This window comes from Type-E symbiont of Plautia stali, from assembly GCF_059731115.1.
In genome coordinates this window covers 296,423-314,494 of sequence record NZ_AP035906.1, presented here as the reverse complement: position 1 = coordinate 314,494, position 18,072 = coordinate 296,423, and the positions used below count along the sequence as shown (strand labels likewise).

11 protein-coding genes, 1 rRNA gene and 1 riboswitch are annotated in these 18,072 nt (G+C 54.8%); of the genes, 6 read left to right on the top strand and 6 right to left on the bottom strand.

The window, feature by feature from the left end; translation table 11 throughout:
- Positions 1 to 107: 107 nt before the first annotated feature.
- Positions 108 to 302, bottom strand: a riboswitch (Lysine riboswitch).
- A gap of 394 nt (positions 303 to 696) precedes the next feature.
- The 5 genes from pgi to AC6I8L_RS01355 all read left to right on the top strand — a co-directional run bounded on the left by pgi (position 697) and on the right by AC6I8L_RS01355 (position 6,664).
- Positions 697 to 2,343 (top strand): glucose-6-phosphate isomerase, encoded by a 1,647-nt coding sequence (pgi, locus tag AC6I8L_RS01375; RefSeq protein WP_058960100.1) that lies wholly within the window; start codon positions 697 to 699, stop codon positions 2,341 to 2,343.
- A 523-nt stretch (positions 2,344 to 2,866) separates the two neighbouring features.
- The gene (gene yjbE, locus AC6I8L_RS01370) at positions 2,867 to 3,115 is read left to right on the top strand and encodes an exopolysaccharide production protein YjbE (protein ID WP_034827112.1); all 249 of its coding nucleotides are present in this window, start codon (positions 2,867 to 2,869) and stop codon (positions 3,113 to 3,115) included.
- A gap of 77 nt (positions 3,116 to 3,192) precedes the next feature.
- Positions 3,193 to 3,840 carry a YjbF family lipoprotein gene (locus tag AC6I8L_RS01365; protein ID WP_058960033.1) on the top strand — a complete coding sequence of 216 codons (648 nt, stop codon included), beginning with the start codon at positions 3,193 to 3,195 and terminating at the stop codon, positions 3,838 to 3,840.
- On the top strand, positions 3,837 to 4,574 hold the full coding sequence (locus AC6I8L_RS01360) for a capsule biosynthesis GfcC family protein (RefSeq protein ID WP_058960032.1): 738 nt from the start codon (positions 3,837 to 3,839) through the stop codon (positions 4,572 to 4,574). Before AC6I8L_RS01365 ends, AC6I8L_RS01360 begins: the two co-directional genes overlap by 4 nt.
- Entirely contained in the window at positions 4,574 to 6,664 is a 2,091-nt protein-coding gene (locus AC6I8L_RS01355; protein WP_058960031.1) for a YjbH domain-containing protein, read from the top strand. Before AC6I8L_RS01360 ends, AC6I8L_RS01355 begins: the two co-directional genes overlap by 1 nt.
- Before the next feature lie 119 nt (positions 6,665 to 6,783).
- On the opposite strand, the gene metH is transcribed toward AC6I8L_RS01355, so the two are convergent.
- Complete coding sequence (metH, locus tag AC6I8L_RS01350; RefSeq protein ID WP_058960099.1) at positions 6,784 to 10,467, bottom strand: methionine synthase; 3,684 nt, start codon at positions 10,465 to 10,467, stop codon at positions 6,784 to 6,786.
- A 198-nt stretch (positions 10,468 to 10,665) separates the two neighbouring features.
- On the opposite strand from metH, the gene iclR reads away from it, so the two are divergent.
- The gene (iclR, locus tag AC6I8L_RS01345) at positions 10,666 to 11,496 is read left to right on the top strand and encodes a glyoxylate bypass operon transcriptional repressor IclR (RefSeq protein ID WP_097118907.1); all 831 of its coding nucleotides are present in this window, start codon (positions 10,666 to 10,668) and stop codon (positions 11,494 to 11,496) included.
- On the opposite strand, the gene aceK is transcribed toward iclR, so the two are convergent.
- The 5 genes from aceK to rrf form a co-directional block, all read right to left on the bottom strand.
- Positions 11,493 to 13,226: a bifunctional isocitrate dehydrogenase kinase/phosphatase gene (gene aceK / locus AC6I8L_RS01340; RefSeq protein WP_479397938.1), complete on the bottom strand. Its 1,734-nt coding sequence runs from the start codon at positions 13,224 to 13,226 to the stop codon at positions 11,493 to 11,495. The genes iclR and aceK overlap by 4 nt on opposite strands.
- 133 nt (positions 13,227 to 13,359) lie before the next feature.
- Positions 13,360 to 14,661, bottom strand: a complete 1,302-nt coding sequence (aceA, locus tag AC6I8L_RS01335) for an isocitrate lyase (RefSeq protein WP_058960030.1) — start codon at positions 14,659 to 14,661, stop codon at positions 13,360 to 13,362.
- 16 nt (positions 14,662 to 14,677) lie between these two features.
- A complete protein-coding gene (aceB, locus tag AC6I8L_RS01330) occupies positions 14,678 to 16,276 on the bottom strand; it encodes a malate synthase A (RefSeq protein ID WP_058960029.1) in 1,599 nt (532 codons plus the stop codon).
- Positions 16,277 to 16,547: 271 nt separating this feature from the next.
- Complete coding sequence (gene metA / locus AC6I8L_RS01325; protein ID WP_034827128.1) at positions 16,548 to 17,477, bottom strand: homoserine O-acetyltransferase MetA; 930 nt, start codon at positions 17,475 to 17,477, stop codon at positions 16,548 to 16,550.
- Positions 17,478 to 17,861: 384 nt separating this feature from the next.
- Positions 17,862 to 17,977 (bottom strand): 5S ribosomal RNA (gene rrf, locus AC6I8L_RS01320).
- Positions 17,978 to 18,072: the final 95 nt, after the last annotated feature.

Below are 18,072 nucleotides of genomic sequence, written 5' to 3'. Positions count from 1 at the left end.
TACGAACCTCGTGTCAGATTAGCTTTCTCCCGTGGTTAAACGGAAGCGGTGATTTCAGCCTTGGCACAAGAGAAGAGCAGAATTGGACAGACAAGATCAGGAGATGAGTCACCAAAAGCACTTCACCTTGCGAAACGTCCGACTGCGGACGCTTCTGGTGACAACCCAGAGGATTCAGCCCCTGCAGCCGACAGGACAACACTCCGCGTGTTGTTCCATCTCGGCGTCGCACCCCATGATGTGTTGTCGTTGGATACGGATCCTCAAACACACTGCCTGGGCGACGCGCCTCTTCTGGCTTGCACCCAAAGGTGCAAGTCGCGGGCACAAAATACTGATTAATTCTTCCGCTGTCCAGCCTTGCAACACGTTGAAAATTCTTTTTTAGAATTACGCCAGCGCATCGCAGAACAAACGCTGGCAGCCACACCCGCCTAAAGTAGTCAACGGCGCGCAAAAACGCGGCTTTTTGCTGATGCGGCACAGGGAATTTTTTTGCCAGAACATCGACAATCGCCGCCGGATTAACCTGAAACCTTGCGGCCACGGTCACAAATTTTTTCCCTTCGTTTGCAACTGTGGTCATACTGAAACCCGTTCGCGGTAGCGTATCAGCCACAAGAAATGCTTAGCACGCTGGGCCAGCAGGACGCGCCCGGCTGGAATGACGGTTCTTATTTCAACAAGAGTGTTGCCATGAAAAATATCAATCCGAAACAAACCGCAGCCTGGAAAGCGCTGCAGCAGCATTTTGACCAGATGAAATCGGTGCAGATCGCCGACCTGTTTGAAGATGATGCCGACCGTTTTGCGAAATTCTCTGCCACTTTCGACGATCAGATGCTGGTGGATTTCTCAAAAAACCGCATCACCCAGGAAACCCTCGATAAGTTACAGGCGCTGGCGAAAGAGACCGATCTGGCGGGCGCCATCAAATCCATGTTCTCTGGTGAGAAGATCAACCGCACCGAAGAGCGTGCCGTGCTGCACGTTGCTTTGCGTAATCGCAGCAACACGCCAATCATCGTGGATGGCAAAGATGTGATGCCAGAAGTGAATGCGGTGCTGGCGAAGATGAAAGGCTTCTCTGAGCGCATCATCAGCGGTGAGTGGAAAGGTTATACCGGCAAAGCGATCACCGACGTGGTGAACATCGGTATCGGCGGTTCGGATCTCGGTCCATTCATGGTGACTGAGGCGCTGCGCCCGTATAAAAATCACCTGAACATGCACTTTGTTTCTAACGTTGATGGCACACACATTGCCGAAACGCTGAAAGATCTCAGCCCGGAAACCACCCTGTTCCTCGTGGCGTCTAAAACCTTCACCACCCAGGAAACCATGACCAACGCCCACAGCGCGCGCGACTGGTTCCTGAAAACCGCGGGCGACCAGCAGCATGTCGCCAAACACTTTGCTGCGCTGTCGACCAACGGTAAAGCGGTGGGCGAGTTCGGTATCGATACCGACAATATGTTTGAGTTCTGGGACTGGGTCGGCGGTCGCTATTCACTGTGGTCAGCGATTGGCTTGTCGATCATCCTGTCAGTGGGCTTCGAGAACTTCGAACAGCTGCTGAGCGGCGCACATGCGATGGACAACCACTTCGCCAACACGCCAGCCGAGCAGAACCTGCCGGTGCTGCTGTCACTGATCGGTATCTGGTACAACAACTTCTTTGGAGCCGAAACCGAAGCCATCCTGCCTTACGACCAGTACATGCACCGTTTCGCAGCGTACTTCCAGCAGGGCAACATGGAGTCCAACGGTAAATACGTGGATCGCGAAGGTAACCCGGTGGATTACCAGACCGGCCCAATTATTTGGGGCGAGCCAGGCACCAACGGCCAGCATGCGTTTTATCAGCTGATTCATCAGGGCACTAAACTGATCCCTTGCGACTTTATCGCGCCGGCGCAGACCCACAACGCACTGACCGATCACCATCCGAAGCTGCTGTCGAACTTCTTCGCGCAGACCGAAGCGCTGGCGTTTGGTAAATCACGTGAGGTGGTCGAGAAAGAGTTTACCGATGCCGGTAAATCCGTTGAGTCTGTTGCCCACATCGTGCCGTTCAAGGTGTTCGAGGGTAACCGCCCAACCAACTCCATCCTGCTACGTGAAATCACCCCGTTCAGCCTGGGTGCACTGATTGCGCTGTACGAACACAAGATCTTCACTCAGGGCGCGATTCTCAACATCTTCACCTTTGACCAATGGGGTGTTGAATTGGGTAAACAGCTGGCAAACCGTATTCTGCCAGAGCTGGAAAATGAATCGCAGATCAGCAGTCACGACAGTTCCACTAATGGCTTAATTAACCGCTATAAATCCTGGCGTTAATTTTCCTGCCGATACGAATAAGGCGGCTTAATTGCCGCCTTATTTTTGTCAAACATGCAATAAACCTCGCAATTTTGTTATTTAGCGATCCCGTTACGGTTAGATAATTCTTAAAATGCGCTAAGGAAAATCGGAGTTTGTTTAAAATGAATAGCATGGCACTCATCAAAAAATGGATCTAATTCGCCCACCCAAAATAAGCATCTATTTGATTAATCTATCATTAAAATTAAAGCACACTCAGGAAAATCCGATTAATCCTATTCCGTACCATTTTTTAATGCAAAAGTGAAAAATGCTGCCGTGTCAGCCACAACCAATCAAATATCCCGCCACCTGAAAAATCTTCATTTAAAAAAAGCAGCTATCACCAATTCGCCGTATTTATCACCAGAATAACCCCTGTTTTTCACCCTCTTTTACTGGCGATGAACTCTGGTAATTTGTTGCCCTATACTGAACGCGCCCGAAATTAGGGTACATCCTTCATTCATTTGTTTCTAAAAATGCAGGAAACGTTGTTATGAAAAAACTGATGGTTGCCGGTGCAGCCTTACTTTACGTTGCCGTTTCTTCCGCTGCGATTGCCGCACCGGAAGAAGCTGGTGCAGCAGCAGGTGCGCAGGCGGGAGCAATCTCGACCGGTGCCACTACCGCTGTGGGTATCGGCGCACTGGGCGCGTTAGTCGGTCTCGGCATCGCTGCTGCTGGCGGTGGTGACGGCGCAAATACCGGCACAACAACGACCACCACAACGAGCACCACGCGTTGATGTAGCACCTTTAAACATAACCACACAGCCGTGTGGTTATTTTTTGCCTGGTTTTATTTTTGACAGGGATATACACAGTGCACCGACTCTCCTTGCTACTTTTCTGCCTGCTGCTGCAGGCCTGCACACAAACACAAAAAGGCCTGGAACAAACCGTGATGCTGGCCGTGAAAGGTCCGGATGATGTCACCGTCACCGATGAGCAGGTTGCCAGTCTCCCTTACGCCAGCCTGTATGCGCGCATCAATGAAGGACCGCGTATCTTTGTGGTGCTTGGGTATGACGAAAACGGCCAACAAAAATGGATCACTCAGGATAAGGCGATGCTGGTGATGCAGCATGGCAGGCTCGTCAAAACACTGGGGCTGGCCAGCAACCTTGATGAGGTCAGCAATCTGGCGCAGGATCCGCTCGCCGATGCGCTGCATCTGCAAAACAATGTCAGCTGGACCCGCGTGGTGCAGTGGCGCGAGAAAGAGAAAGTACGCGCTGCCACCGCCACTTCCACCTTTCAGCGCGGCGATGACACCGTGCTGAACATCGCCGGTGAGCGCGTGCCCTGCCGTATCTGGATCGAGACCGTGCGAATGGATGATGTCGGCGCAGAATGGCAAAACACCTTCTGGATCGATAACCGTGATGGCAGCGTTTTGCAGGCAAATCAAATGCTCGCCGCAGATGCCTTCGCAGTTGAAACCACGATTCTGAAGCCGGCGAAATCATGAAAATAATCTCCCCTCTGTTAACGGCCATCGCGCTGCTGACGGCCGGTTATGCGCTGGCAGATAGTCAGGTAACGGTGCATAACCTGCACAACCAAAACAGCCTGCAGATCGATCATGCGCAGAATCTGGCGCAGCTGGTCACCAACCCGGCACTGCACACCTGGTGGCCCGGTACAGTGATCGCTGAACGTGGCGCAACGGCGGTGGCACAGCAACAACAGCAACAGTTGCTGGCTGATTTACGCACCTGGCAGGCCGAAAGCGGCGATGCGCTGGCAGCGACCATTGGCGCAGTGATCCACCAGCTCAGCACGATACAGGTCACCGGACGCCAGTTCACTTCACTCGATCCTGATTGGGTACGCCTGCGTCCAGAAGCCAATCGCACGCTACAGGGCAGCTACGACCTCTACACGCTGCCACAGCCCACGCAAGTGCTGATTCTCGGCGCGCTGGACCATCCCGGCAAAGCAAGCTGGCAACCCGGTCGCACGGTGCGGGACTACCTTGAGGCGCACGACCGCCTGTCGGGTGCCGAGCGCAGCTTCGCCACCCTCATCGCCCCGTCTGGCCAGACGCAGCAGGTGCCGGTTGCCTACTGGAATCAACGTCATGTGGAAGTGGCACCCGGCAGCATCATCTGGCTGGGCTTTACCTCGTGGAGCCTGCCCTGGGGCAAAGCTGATTTGAATGCGCGCATGCTCTCTGTTCTGACACACCGGATTCCAGACTGATGAAAAAACAATTACTTCTCAGCCTGTTGGCTGCTTCTGTCTCTGCGGCATGCCAGGTGCACGCGGAAACCTGGCCGGAACCCATCGGGCCATCACAATCGGATTTCGGCGGCGTGGGTTTGATGCAGACCCCCACGGCACGCATGGCGAAAGAGGGCGAATTCAGCCTGAACTTCCGCGATAACGATCAATATCGCTACTACTCTGCTTCGCTGCAGCTGTTCCCATGGCTGGAAACCACCGTGCGTTACACTGACGTGCGTACGCGCCGCTATAGCGCAGTTGAAGGCTTCAGTGGCGACCAAAGTTATAAAGACAAAGCCTTCGATGTGAAGCTGCGTCTGTGGCAGGAGAGCTACTGGCTGCCTGAAGTGGCAGTCGGATCGCGTGATTTGGGCGGTACCGGCCTGTTTGACAGTGAATATCTGGTGGCAACCAAAGCCTGGGGACCGTTTGATTTCACCATGGGCATCGGCTGGGGCTACCTCGGTAACAGCGGCAGTATCAAAAACCCGTTCTGCTCCTACAGCGATAGCTTCTGTAGCCGTACCGGCGGTGGCTCGGCGGGTTCTATCAATGGTTCCCAGATGTTCCACGGCCCGGCAGCACTGTTTGGCGGCGTGGAGTATCAAACCCCCTGGCAGCCGCTACGTCTGAAGCTGGAATATGAAGGCAATGACTATCAGGATGACTTTGCCGGACGTCTGGAACAGCGCAGCAAGGTCAACGTGGGAGCGATTTATCGCCTGACCGATTGGGCCGATATCAACGCCAGCTATGAGCGTGGCAACACCTTTATGTTTGGCGTGACCGTGCGCACTAACTTCAACGATTTGCGCCAGTCGCACATTGATAGTGCCAAACCGGCTTATAACCCGCAGCCGCAGGGCGATCTGTTGCAACCGACGGTGGTAGCCAACCAGCTGACCGATCTGAAGTACAACGCCGGATTAAGCGGTCCGCGCATCCAGACCAAAGGCAGTACGCTGTATGTCTCTGGCGAACAGACGAAATACCGCGATACGCGCGAAGGCGTCGATCGTGCCAATCGCATCATCATGAACAACCTGCCGGCCGGCATTGATACCATAGATGTCACCGAGTCGCGTCTCAATATGCCGCAGGTGACCACCCGCACTGATGTCGCCAGTCTGCACAATGCGCTGAGCGGTTACCCGCTGGGTCATGAGCAGCCGCTGCAGCAGACGCGTGAGAATCCGGTCGATCCTGGCGAGACTGAACAAGGCTTCTTTATCCGCAAAGATCGCCTTCACTACAATCTGGCACCGGTGCTCAATCAGTCGGTTGGTGGGCCTGAGAGCTTCTACATGTACCAACTGGGCGTGATGGGCAGCGTTGATTACGCACTGACCGATCACCTGCTGGTTAGCGGCAGCCTGTTTGGTAACCTCGCCAATAACTACGACAAATTTAACTACAACGGCGCACCGGCTGACTCCACCCTGCCGCGCGTGCGTACCCATATTCGCGACTACGTCGAGAACAATGTCTACGTTAATGACCTGCAAGCCAACTACATGGGGTATCTCGGCAATGGCTTCTATGGCCAGGTGTACGGCGGTTATCTCGAAACCATGTACGGCGGCGTGGGTGGTGAAGTGTTGTATCGTCCGATAGACAGCAACTGGGCTTTTGGTGTTGATGCCAACTACGTGAAACAACGTGACTGGGACAACATGATGCAGTTCACCGACTACAAAGCGCCAACCGGACACTTCACCGCGTACTGGCGCCCATGGTTCATGCAGGACGTGCTGGTGAAAGCCAGCGTCGGTGAATATCTGGCGAAAGATAAAGGTGTGACAGTCGATGTGTCGAAGCGCTTCGACAGCGGTGTGATGGTCGGCTTCTACGCCACCAAAACCAACGTGTCCGCCGAAGCCTATGGCGAAGGCGACTTCACCAAAGGCTTCTATATCTCGATTCCAATGGATCTGTTTACCGTGACGCCAACCCGTGGCCGTGCGCAGGTGAATTGGGTGCCGCTAACGCGTGATGGCGGACAGATGCTGGGGCGTAAATATCAGCTGTATGACATGACCTCAGATCGTGATGCGCGGTTTAATTAACGACAAGTGTGGAAGGTTGAAACGGCGTTGACCTCCAGGCGCATACCTGGAGGTTTCGGGGCCTTGCCTGGTTGGGCCCCGACTGAATGCTCTGCGTATCCCTTTACGCCATCAGCCCATCAATCCGCGTCATAACCCAGATTCGGTGCCAGCCAGCGCTCAACCTCGCTGACACTCATTCCTTTACGCGCCGCGTAATCTTCCACCTGATCGCGCTGAATCTGCGCCACAGCGAAGTATTTGCTGTCCGGATGGCTGAAATACCAGCCGGATACTGCCGCACCCGGCCACATAGCAAAGGACTCCGTGAGCTTCATGCCAGTGTGCGTCTCCACATCCAGCAACTGCCAGATTTGCGCTTTCTCCGTGTGTTCCGGACAGGCCGGATAGCCCGGAGCAGGACGAATGCCCTGATAATTTTCGCGAATCAACTCTTCGTTACTCAGGTTCTCATGAGCGGCAAAGCCCCAAATCACCTTACGTACCCGCTCATGCAGATATTCGGCAAAAGCTTCTGCCAGACGATCTGCCAGCGCCTTGACCATGATCTTGTTGTAATCATCATGTTGCTGCTCATACGCTTCGGCCAGCGCATCCTCTTCCAGTCCACCGGTGACAGCAAACGCGCCGAGATAATCGGCTTTACCGCTGGATTTCGGTGCGACAAAGTCAGCTAAGCAGTAGTTAGCGAAGTCGGTTTTCTCGGTCTGCTGACGTAAGTGATGGCTCACACCTATCACCTGATCGCGGTTTTCATCACGGTAGACTTCAATATCGTCTCCGACGCGGTTTGCCGGGAAAATCCCAACTACGCCACGCGGATTGAGGGTGCCGGTTTCACTGAGCCTGTCCAACATGGCGTTGGCATCGGCAAACAGGCGTTTAGCCTCTTCACCCACCACTTCATCTTCGAGAATGCGCGGGTATTTCCCCGCCAGCGACCAGGTCATAAAGAACGGCGTCCAGTCGATGTAATTACGGAGGGTGTCGATACTGGCTTCAACCGCGCTGACCCCAAGGCGATGCGCGACCGGCGGCGTATAGCTTTCCCAGTCGATGGCGTAATCGTTGTCGCGTGCGGTTTGCAGGCTGACCGGCGGCGTGCGTGGCTTCTTACGTGCGTGCTGAATGCGCACCGTGTCGTACTCTTTGCGCGTGCGGGCCACAAACTCCTCTTTGAGGCTTTCTGAGAGCAGTGAAGAGACAACACCCACGGTGCGTGAGGCGTTTTGCACATACACCGTTGGACCACTGTAGTTCTGCTCGATCTTCACTGCCGTATGCGCTTTCGACGTGGTCGCACCGCCAATCAGTAACGGGATGGTGAAGCCCTGGCGCTCCATCTCTTTCGCCACGTTGACCATCTCATCCAGCGAAGGCGTAATCAGCCCGGAAAGCCCAATGATATCGGCATTTTCAGCAATGGCGGTTTTCAGGATTTTGTCACTTGGCACCATCACGCCAAGATCGATAATTTCGTAGTTATTACACTGCAGCACCACGCCGACAATGTTTTTACCGATGTCATGCACATCGCCCTTCACCGTCGCCAGCACGATTTTACCGTTACTGCGCCCGGCTTCTTTGCTGGCTTCAATATAAGGTTCGAGATAGGCCACCGCTTGCTTCATCACGCGCGCCGATTTCACTACCTGCGGCAGGAACATTTTACCCTCGCCGAACAAATCGCCGACCACGTTCATGCCGGACATCAGCGGCCCTTCAATCACTTCAATGGGCCGTACGGCAGCCTGACGCGCCTCCTCGGTGTCCAGCTCAATAAATTCAGTGATGCCTTTTACCAGCGAGTATTCCAGACGTTTAACCACATCCCAGCTACGCCATTCGGCCTGCTGCTTCTCCTGCTCACCGTCGCTCTTGCTACCGCGATATTTCTCCGCCAGCTCCAGTAACCGCTCGGTGCCATCGTCACGACGGTTCAGCACCACATCTTCCACCGCATCGCGCAGTTCTGCGGGCAAGTCGTCATAGATCGCCAGCTGACCGGCGTTGACGATGCCCATATCCATCCCATTGCGAATCGCGTAATAGAGGAACACCGCGTGAATCGCCTCGCGCACTGGATCGTTACCACGGAACGAGAACGACACGTTAGACACGCCGCCGGAGATCATCGCATGCGGCAGCTCGCGCTTGATGTCTTCACAGGCGCCGATAAAGTCCATCGCATAGTTGTTATGCTCTTCAATACCGGTGGCGACTGCGAAGATATTTGGGTCGAAAATGATGTCTTCTGGCGGGAAACCGACCTCTTCCGTCAGGATCTTGTAGGCGCGACGACAGATTTCGATTTTACGTGCGCGGGTATCCGCCTGGCCGACTTCATCAAACGCCATCACCACCATGGCGGCACCGTAGCGTCGCACTTTACGCGCGTGTTCGATAAACGGCTCAACGCCCTCTTTCATCGAAATTGAGTTAACGATGCCTTTGCCCTGAATGCACTGCAACCCTTTCTCGATCACCTCCCACTTCGAGGAGTCGATCATAATCGGAACGCGCGCGATATCGGGTTCACCAGCAATCAGGTTGAGGAAGCGCACCATCGCAGCTTCCGCATCCAGCATGCCTTCGTCCATGTTGATATCGATGATTTGCGCGCCGCTTTCCACCTGCTGACGGGCCACATCCAACGCTTCGTTGTACTTCTCTTCTTTAATCAGACGCTTAAATTTGGCCGAACCCGTGACGTTGGTGCGTTCACCGACGTTCACAAACAGCGAATCAGCGTGAATATTCAGGGGTTCCAGACCGGACAGACGGCAGGCAACAGGGATTTCAGGCAGCTGGCGGGGGGCAACGCCCTCAACCGCCGCCGCCATCGCCGCGATATGTTCCGGCGTGGTACCGCAGCAGCCGCCGATGATATTCAGGAAACCGGCTCGCGCCCATTCGCCGATCTGTTCAGCCATGGTTGCCGCATCTAAATCGTATTCACCAAACGCATTCGGCAAACCGGCGTTAGGGTGAGCAGTGACATAGCCATCCGCAATGCGGGATAGCTCCTGCACGTACTGGCGTAGCTCGTCTGGACCGAGCGCACAGTTCAGGCCAAACGACAGCGGCTCGGCGTGGCGCAGTGAGTTGTAGAAACCTTCTGTGGTCTGGCCGGAGAGTGTGCGACCCGAGGCATCGGTAATGGTACCGGAGATCATCACCGGCAGCTTCACGCCCATCGCTTCCATCTCGACCTGCACGGCGTAAATCGCCGCCTTGGCATTCAGGGTATCGAACACCGTCTCAATCATGATCAGGTCTGAACCACCCTCAATCAGCGCATGCGTTGATTCGCGGTAGGCTTCCACCAGCTGATTGAAGGTGACGTTTCGGAAGGCAGGATCATTCACATCCGGCGAGATGGAGCAGGTGCGGTTGGTGGGGCCGAGCACGCCCGCAACATAGCGCGGTCGGTCAGGTGTTTTTACCGTCCATGCATCCGCACTGGCGCGCGCCAGTTTTGCCGCTTCAAAGTTAATCTCCGCTGACAAATCTTCCATCGCGTAATCTGCCATCGCAATGGTGGTGGAGTTGAAGGTGTTGGTTTCCAGAATATCTGCGCCAGCGGCAAGATAAGCATCATGAATTTCGCGAATAACGTCCGGTTTGGTGAGCACTAACAGGTCGTTATTGCCTTTCAAATCGGAGGGCCAGTCGGCAAAACGGCTGCCACGAAAATCGGCTTCGCTGAGTTTATAACTCTGAATCATGGTGCCCATGCCACCGTCCAAAATCATAATCCGCTGTGCCAGTTGCTGATGCAGCATTTCTGTTTTATTGCTCACTCTCGCCCCGTCCACGTCATTGCGTTGGCTAATATGCCAGCCAAACATACTGGCATAACTTTCCGGTGAGCAAAAGTCACGACAGATGAGACATTTTCAGCCTGAAAGCATTACAGATCCGACCAGTAATGCAGCGTTTGCATTCATACGCCCAAAAACGAAAATGGTTTCCAGCATTGATGCGATTGTGGAGACGTTATGGCAACCCCAGTACCGGCGAAACGTGGAAAAAAACCGCGTGCCGCAACAGCCACCAGCGCCCCGGCAGGTGGGCAAGTTCAATCTCTGACGCGCGGTTTGCGTTTACTCGAACTGATCGCCGAATCTCACGGCAGCGTCGCGCTGACCGAGCTGGCTCAACAGGCCGGTTTACCGAATTCCACCACGCATCGCTTGCTGACCACCATGCAGCAGCAGGGATTTGTGCATCAGGTTGGTGATCTGGGCTTCTGGACCATCGGCTCACATGCCTTTGTGGTCGGCAGCAGTTTTCTTCAGAGCCGCAATCTGCTGGCGATTGTGCATCCCATCCTGCGTAAACTGATGGAAGATGCCGGAGAGACAGTGAATCTGGCGGTGCTGGATCTCAGCGACTATCAGGCAGTGATTATCGACCAGGTGCAGTGTACGCAGCTGATGCGTATGTCGGCACCGATTGGCGGTAAGCTACCGATGCACGCGTCTGGCGCAGGCAAAGCATTTCTCGCCCATCTCAGCGATGAGCAGGTGACCGCGCTGTTGCATCAGAAAGGATTGCACCACTACACGCCGAAAACTTTGATGTCTCCGCACAGCCTGAAAGAGAATCTGGCGCTGATCCGTAAGATGGGCTTTTCGCACGATGATGAAGAGCACGCGCTGGGCCTGCGCTGCGTGGCGGCACCCATCTATGATGAGCACGGCGAGCCTTTTGCCGCCATCTCGATTTCCGGCCCGATAGCACGCATGACCGACGACCGCGTCACCGAACTGGGCGCGCTGGTGATCCGTGCCGCCAGGCTGGTCACGCAGACCTATTCTGGCCGCTAAGCGGCCACTGATGCATAGCGCGCGCTGAAACGCTGTCCGGCGCGCCAGGCGATCACTTCTTCGATATGCCCTTCCCGGATGCGCGTTTGCAGCGCGCGCCACCAGCCCGGATCAAACAGCTGCGGGTGCAGCGCGAGCAATAACTTACCGGTGCCCGGCTCGCTGCACAGCGCATAGCGGAAGGTTTCGGGGAACACATCATCCGGCCCCACGCTGTACCACGGCTCGGCTTGCAGCTCATCCTCTTCGTAACGTGCTGGCGGCACATCGCGGAACTTCAGTTCGGTCATAGGCCGAATTTCATCGTAGTCGTAAAACACCACGCGACCGTGACGCGTCATGCCGAAGTTTTTGAATAGCATGTCGCCGGGGAAAATGTTCGCTGCCGCCAACTGGCGAATCGCATCGCCATATTCGCCAATCGCGTGCTGACGCTGTTCTGGTGTGGCCTGCGCCAGCCACAAATTGAGTGGCTCCATACGGCGCTCCAGCCACAGATGTCGAATGATCAGCACGTCGTCACGCAGTTCCATTTTCTCCGGAATGTCGCGTTGAAATTCCTCCATCAGCGCTGCCGGAATACGTGCGCGCGGTATCGCGAAGTACTCAAACTCTTGTGTATCGGCCATGCGTCCTACGCGGTCGTGCTCTTTGACCATGCGATAGCAATCCCGCACCTGCGCATCGGTGACCTCTTTCTGCGGCGCGAAGCGATCTTTAATCACCTTAAATACGCGATCAAATCCAGGCAGTGTAAACACCAGCATCACCATGCCGCGGATGCCGGGCGCGATAGTGAACTCTTCATCACTGTGTGCCAGATAATGCAGGTATTCGCGGTAGCATTCGGTTTTGCCGTGTTTCTGGCAGCCGATGGCCATGTAGCGTTCGGCAAGGGTTTTTCCCGGCAGAATCGGTTGCAGCCAGGCAACCAACGCCGCAGGCACGGGTGCATATACCATAAAGTAGGCACGGGCGAAGCCAAACACGATGCTGGCGTCGTCGCTGTCGGTTAAGCAGGTGTCGATCCACAAGCGTCCCGCCTCATCACGCTGGATGGGCAGCAAGCAAGGCACCATGCCATCACTCAACTGCAATCGCGCCACGATCCATGCGGTTTTATTGCGGTAGAACAGTTCACCGGCGACATCCAGCGTGGCGGTGGCCAGTTGAGCGGGGCTGAACTGTTCATGCAAGTGGCGGACGATCCAGCCGATATCGCGGGTGATATCCTGCCAGGGCAAGCGCAAAGGAATATCGTTCAGAACCTGCCTTAATACTTCATGCCAGCTGCTTTGTAGACGGTACAGCCGCGACAATGGACGTTGTGCCATCGGCGCGGCGACATAGGGCTGCGACGGGAAGATAAACAGCCGATTGGGATCGAGATGGCTGTGCCCCTGCAAGCGACAATAGACGGAATTAAAGAAGCTTTCGGCAATTTCATGGCGCGGATAACCGGGTAGCAGCGTCTCATAGTGGCTTTTCACCCGCAGCCATAACGCTTCATCCCAGTTTGACACATCATTCAGGATGCGCAGTTGGTTGGCCACCAATCCAACATGGTGATCGTAAAGATGGATACGCGCTTTCATTGCCTGCTGCACGGCATGCCAGTCGGCCTGCTCGAAGCGCTGCTGGGCGCCTGCGGTGATATCCAGAAAGCGGCCATACTGCGCGTCGAAACCTTGCAGAATGGTGTGGGCGATCAGAGATTCTCTCGGTGTCATCGGCAACGCTCCGGCAAAGGGAGCCCATCCATGGGCCAGGCGTGATGAAAGTCCGCGATGCGGTTTTAGTCGGCATCAATGGCGACCCTACGAATGGGTCGTGCAATTTTCGTAGGGTACGCATGCAGACTGATCAGAACTGCGCGGCTTCTGTCGAACCGGTCAGTGCGGTCACGGAAGATTGGCCGCCCTGAATCACGTTGGTGATGCGGTCAAAATAGCCGGTGCCCACTTCCTGCTGATGGGAGGAGAAGGTATAGCCTTTTTCGCGCGCGGCAAATTCCGGCTGCTGCACTTTCTCAACGTAATGACGCATCCCTTCACCCTGTGCGTAAGCGTGTGCCAGATCGAACATGTTGAACCACATGCTGTGAATGCCGGCCAGCGTAATGAACTGGAAGCGATAGCCCATGTCGCTTAACGCCTGCTGGAAACGGGCGATGGTGCGATCGTCGAGATTCTTCTTCCAGTTGAATGACGGCGAGCAGTTGTAGGCCAGCAACTTGCCCGGATACTGCGCGTGAATCGCGTCGGCAAAACGTTGCGCCAGTTCGAGATCCGGCGTCGAGGTTTCGCACCACAATACATCTGCGTACGGCGCATACGACAAGCCACGGCTGATCGCCTGCTCAATACCGGCGCGAGTACGGAAGAACCCTTCCGCGGTACGTTGCCCGGTGATAAACGGCGCATCGCGCTCGTCACAGTCGGAGGTAATCAAATCAGCGGCATCCGCATCGGTGCGTGCCAGCAATATCGTCGGCACGCCCATGACATCGGCTGCCAGCCGCGCAGCCACCAGTTTCTGAATCGCTTCCTGAGTGGGCACTAACACTTTGCCACCCATATGGCCACACTTCTTCACCGAGGCCAGCTGATCTTCAAAGTGCACCGCACCGGCACCTGCCTGAATCATCGATTTCATCAGCTCGAAGGCATTGAGCACGCCACCAAACCCCGCTTCTGCATCCGCCACAATCGGCAGGAAGTAGTCAATAAAGCCTTCATCTTCTGGCGACAGACCATTCGCCCACTGAATCTGGTCGGCGCGCTGGAAGCTCTGATTGATACGCTCGACCACATTCGGCACCGAGTTCGCCGGATAGAGCGACTGATCGGGATACATCTGCCCGGCCATATTCGCATCCGCAGCAACCTGCCAGCCGGAGAGATAGATCGCCTCTATTCCGGCTTTGGCTTGCTGTATTGCCTGCCCGCCGGTTAAGGCGCCGAGGCTGTTGATATACCCTTTGGTGGACTCACCGTTGAGCAGCGACCACAGTTTATTCGCCCCGCGCTCTGCCAGCGTGCAGGCCGGATTCACTGAGCCACGCAGGTTGATAACATCTTCCGCGCTGTAGGGGCGGGTAATGCCCTGCCAGCGCGCGTCGTTCCAGCTCGATTCCAGTTGTTTGATCTGTTGGTGACGATTCATAGCGTTATCTCCAGGTTCATGGCAGCAGGCGGTAGCCCGGCAGAGTAAGGAAAGAAACCAGTTCGTTATCCGTGGTGATTTGCGCCATCAGCGCGGCGGCATCGGCAAAGCGTCCGTTACGGAAGCGCTCCTCGCCCAGCGTTTGTTGCAGGGCCAGCATCTCTTCATCGAGTAGCCGCTCAAACAGTTCGGCGGTCACCAGTTGGCCATCGCTGAGGATCTGCTTGTGATGAATCCACTGCCAGATGGAGGTGCGGGCAATTTCTGCCGTGGCGGCATCCTCCATCAACCCATCAATCGGCACGCAGCCGTTACCCCCAATCCACGCCTCAAGGTACTGCAACGCCACGCGAATGTTGGCGCGCATACCCGCTTCAGTGCGCAGACCCCGACATGGCCGCAGCAGACGTTCGGCGGTGATGGGTGCATCCTGATCGCGGCTGACCTGCAGCTGATTAGGCTGATTGCCGAGCTGACGGTCGAATTCAGCCATGGCGATATCGGCCAGCCCCGGATGCGCGACCCAGGTGCCGTCATGGCCGTTACCGGCTTCACGCGCTTTGTCTTCTTGTACTTTCTGCATCACCCACGCATTACGCTCGGCATCTTTGCTCGGAATCAGCGCGGACATGCCGCCCATCGCCAGTGCGCCGCGGCGGTGGCAGGTTTTGATCAGCAACCGTGAATAGGCATCGAGGAAGGGCTGATCCATACTGATTTGCTGGCGGTCCGGCAGAATGCGATCGCCGTGCTGTGCCAGGGTTTTGATGTAGCTGAAGATGTAATCCCAGCGACCACAGTTCAGGCCCACCACATGATCGCGCAGCTCCCATAAGATCTCGTCCATCTGGAATACTGCCGGCAGCGTTTCGATCAATACCGTGGCTTTGATGGTGCCGCGAGGCAGATCAAAGCGATCCTCGCTAAAGCGGAAGATCTCACGCCACCACGCCACTTCAGATGCATGCTCGGTTTTTGGCAGATAAAACCAGGGACCATGACCCTTCTCAAGCAGCGCATCAACGTTGTGGAACAGGTAAAGCGCAAAATCAAACAGCCCGCCGGGAATGGCCCGATCGCGCCACTCAACGTGTTTTTCATTCAGATGCAGCCCACGTACACGACACATCAGCAGAGCAGGATCGGATTTCAGCTGGTAGATCTTGCCCGCTTCACTGGTGAAGTTCAGCGTGCCGTTGACCGCATCCCGCAGAGTCAGCTGGCCATCCATCAATTTCTGCCAGGTGGGTGCCAGCGAATCCTCGAAATCGGCCATGAAGACGTTGACGTTCGCATTCAGCGCGTTGATCACCATTTTGCGATCCGGCGGGCCGGTGATCTCGACGCGACGATCGCGCAGCAATTGGGGAATCGGGCGAACCTGCCAGTCACGTTCGCGAATGGAAGTGGTTTCCGAATCAAAGTCAGGTAAGGCACCCTGATCGTAACGCTGCTGGCGCTGTTGACGTGCTTTTAACAGGCGCTCACGTTCCGGTGCAAAACGCGCGACCAGTGTGTGCAGGAAGTCGATGGCTTGCGGGGTGAGCAGCTGCTTTTCCGCGTAGGTAAAGGGCTGAGTGAAGGTCAGCGTATTGTGGATAACCGAATCTGTCATGCGGGCTGCTCCTGTTATGATCCGTCCCCACTTACGGGGATCCGGGTGTAGGGTGATTTTTAACCGGCAAGATCAGAGCATAATGATTTTTATCTTGTTTTCAAAAACTATTTCCATTTTTACTTTTAAATTCACTTATTGTACTGATAAATATGTAATTTAAACTCTCAAATTAAAGGCAATGGATTCCACAAATTTGCGCAAGGCAAAAAAAATGCCGCGACAGCACGAGGCTGTCACGGCGCATTTAACGAGAAAAGCGAGCTTTGCTTTAGTCGAGTGTGGGGTTCATATGACGCAGATCGAACGGTGTAATCTGGTAAACGTAATAGTTTAGCCAGTTTGAGAACAACAGATTACCGTGGCTGCGCCAGGTAGCACGCGGTGGCAGTTCAGGATTGTCTTGTGGGAAGTAGTTAAATGGTACTTCCGGATGCAGCCCGGCATCATAATCACGATGGTATTCACCGGATAACGTCAGCGCATCGTATTCAGGATGGCCAGTTACAAACGCCAGGCGCTTGTCTTTGCTCGCCATCAGGTAAGCCCCGGTGGCGTCAGATTCGGCAAACAACTCGAGATCGGTATAGTCGCGAATTAACTGGCTCGGGAAATCAGCATAACGCGAATGCGGCGCGAGGAAATTGTCGTCAAATCCACGGGTTAACAAAGCATGCGGATGCAGGATTTGATGTTCATACACGCCTGAAAGTTTGTTCTGACGCGTTTGCTTTGGAATGCCGTACAGAATGTTCAGCGCGGCTTGTACCGCCCAACAGACAAACAGCGTGGATGTGACGTGTTCTTTCGCCCAGTGCAGCACACGCTGAATCTGCGGCCAGTATGCCACGTCATTGAAATCCACCAATCCCAGCGGGGCACCCGTAACGATCAGACCATCGAAATTATCGTGCTCAATATCTTCGAAGTTGCAGTAGAAGTTATTGAGATGCTCGCTCGGCGTATTGCGTGACTCACGGCTGTCGATGCGCAGTAGCTGTATGTCGATCTGCAGTGGTGAGTTGGAGAGTAAGCGTAAGAACTGATTTTCCGTTTCGATCTTTTTTGGCATCAGGTTGAGGATCAGTACTTTTAGCGGGCGAATCTCCTGAACACTGGCGCGCGATGAGGCCATGACAAACACGTTCTCATTACGCAAAAAATTCACTGCCGGTAATTCGTCGGGGATTCTGATTGGCATAGCTAACTGACCTCTTACTGATAACCGTATAAACGTTTAGACATCCAGATGCCCGAGGTTAGCCTGGCATCCGCTGAATGTCGAGTCTTCATGCGGATTATGAAAATGTTTCAGTTTAAAGCGGGATTTGGAGGTCTGATCCGTCTATTTATGCTACATCTTTGCGCGACCAACACGGTGTTCTATGCGTTTTTTGCATATAGATGAGGTGTAATGACAGTGTTTGAGAGGAAAAATGGGGGATTTTACGGAGCACTTCAATCTTTTTTTGCAGTGCATTTAGCGGTATTTTGGCGATCTTCGTGGCTGTTAGCATTGATTTCGCCGATCTGCGCACGTAAAAAAACCCTGAACTTTCGTTCAGGGTTTCTTCACTTATTTAATGCCTGGCAGTTCCCTACTCTCGCATGGGGAGGCCCCACACTACCATCGGCGCTACGGCGTTTCACTTCTGAGTTCGGCATGGGGTCAGGTGGGACCACCGCGCTAAAGCCGCCAGGCAAATTCCTGTGCTCTGTCCTGTGTCTTTTGTGCTGATGCTGCGTTGCTCTTCCTCGCGTAACTCAGTCACATACATCAGTATGCTCCTTCGTTC

What these genes read in the sequence shown, in the direction of transcription:
- AC6I8L_RS01360 (WP_058960032.1), top strand. Translation starts at nt 3,837, where the DNA reads ATGAAAATAATCTCCCCTCTGTTAACGGCCATCGCGCTGCTGACGGCC.
- pgi (WP_058960100.1), top strand. Translation starts at nt 697, where the DNA reads ATGAAAAATATCAATCCGAAACAAACCGCAGCCTGGAAAGCGCTGCAG.
- aceA (WP_058960030.1), bottom strand. Translation starts at nt 14,661, where the DNA reads ATGAATCGTCACCAACAGATCAAACAACTGGAATCGAGCTGGAACGAC.
- metA (WP_034827128.1), bottom strand. Translation starts at nt 17,477, where the DNA reads ATGCCAATCAGAATCCCCGACGAATTACCGGCAGTGAATTTTTTGCGT.
- aceB (WP_058960029.1), bottom strand. Translation starts at nt 16,276, where the DNA reads ATGACAGATTCGGTTATCCACAATACGCTGACCTTCACTCAGCCCTTT.
- AC6I8L_RS01355 (WP_058960031.1), top strand. Translation starts at nt 4,574, where the DNA reads ATGAAAAAACAATTACTTCTCAGCCTGTTGGCTGCTTCTGTCTCTGCG.
- iclR (WP_097118907.1), top strand. Translation starts at nt 10,666, where the DNA reads ATGGCAACCCCAGTACCGGCGAAACGTGGAAAAAAACCGCGTGCCGCA.
- yjbE (WP_034827112.1), top strand. Translation starts at nt 2,867, where the DNA reads ATGAAAAAACTGATGGTTGCCGGTGCAGCCTTACTTTACGTTGCCGTT.
- aceK (WP_479397938.1), bottom strand. Translation starts at nt 13,226, where the DNA reads ATGACACCGAGAGAATCTCTGATCGCCCACACCATTCTGCAAGGTTTC.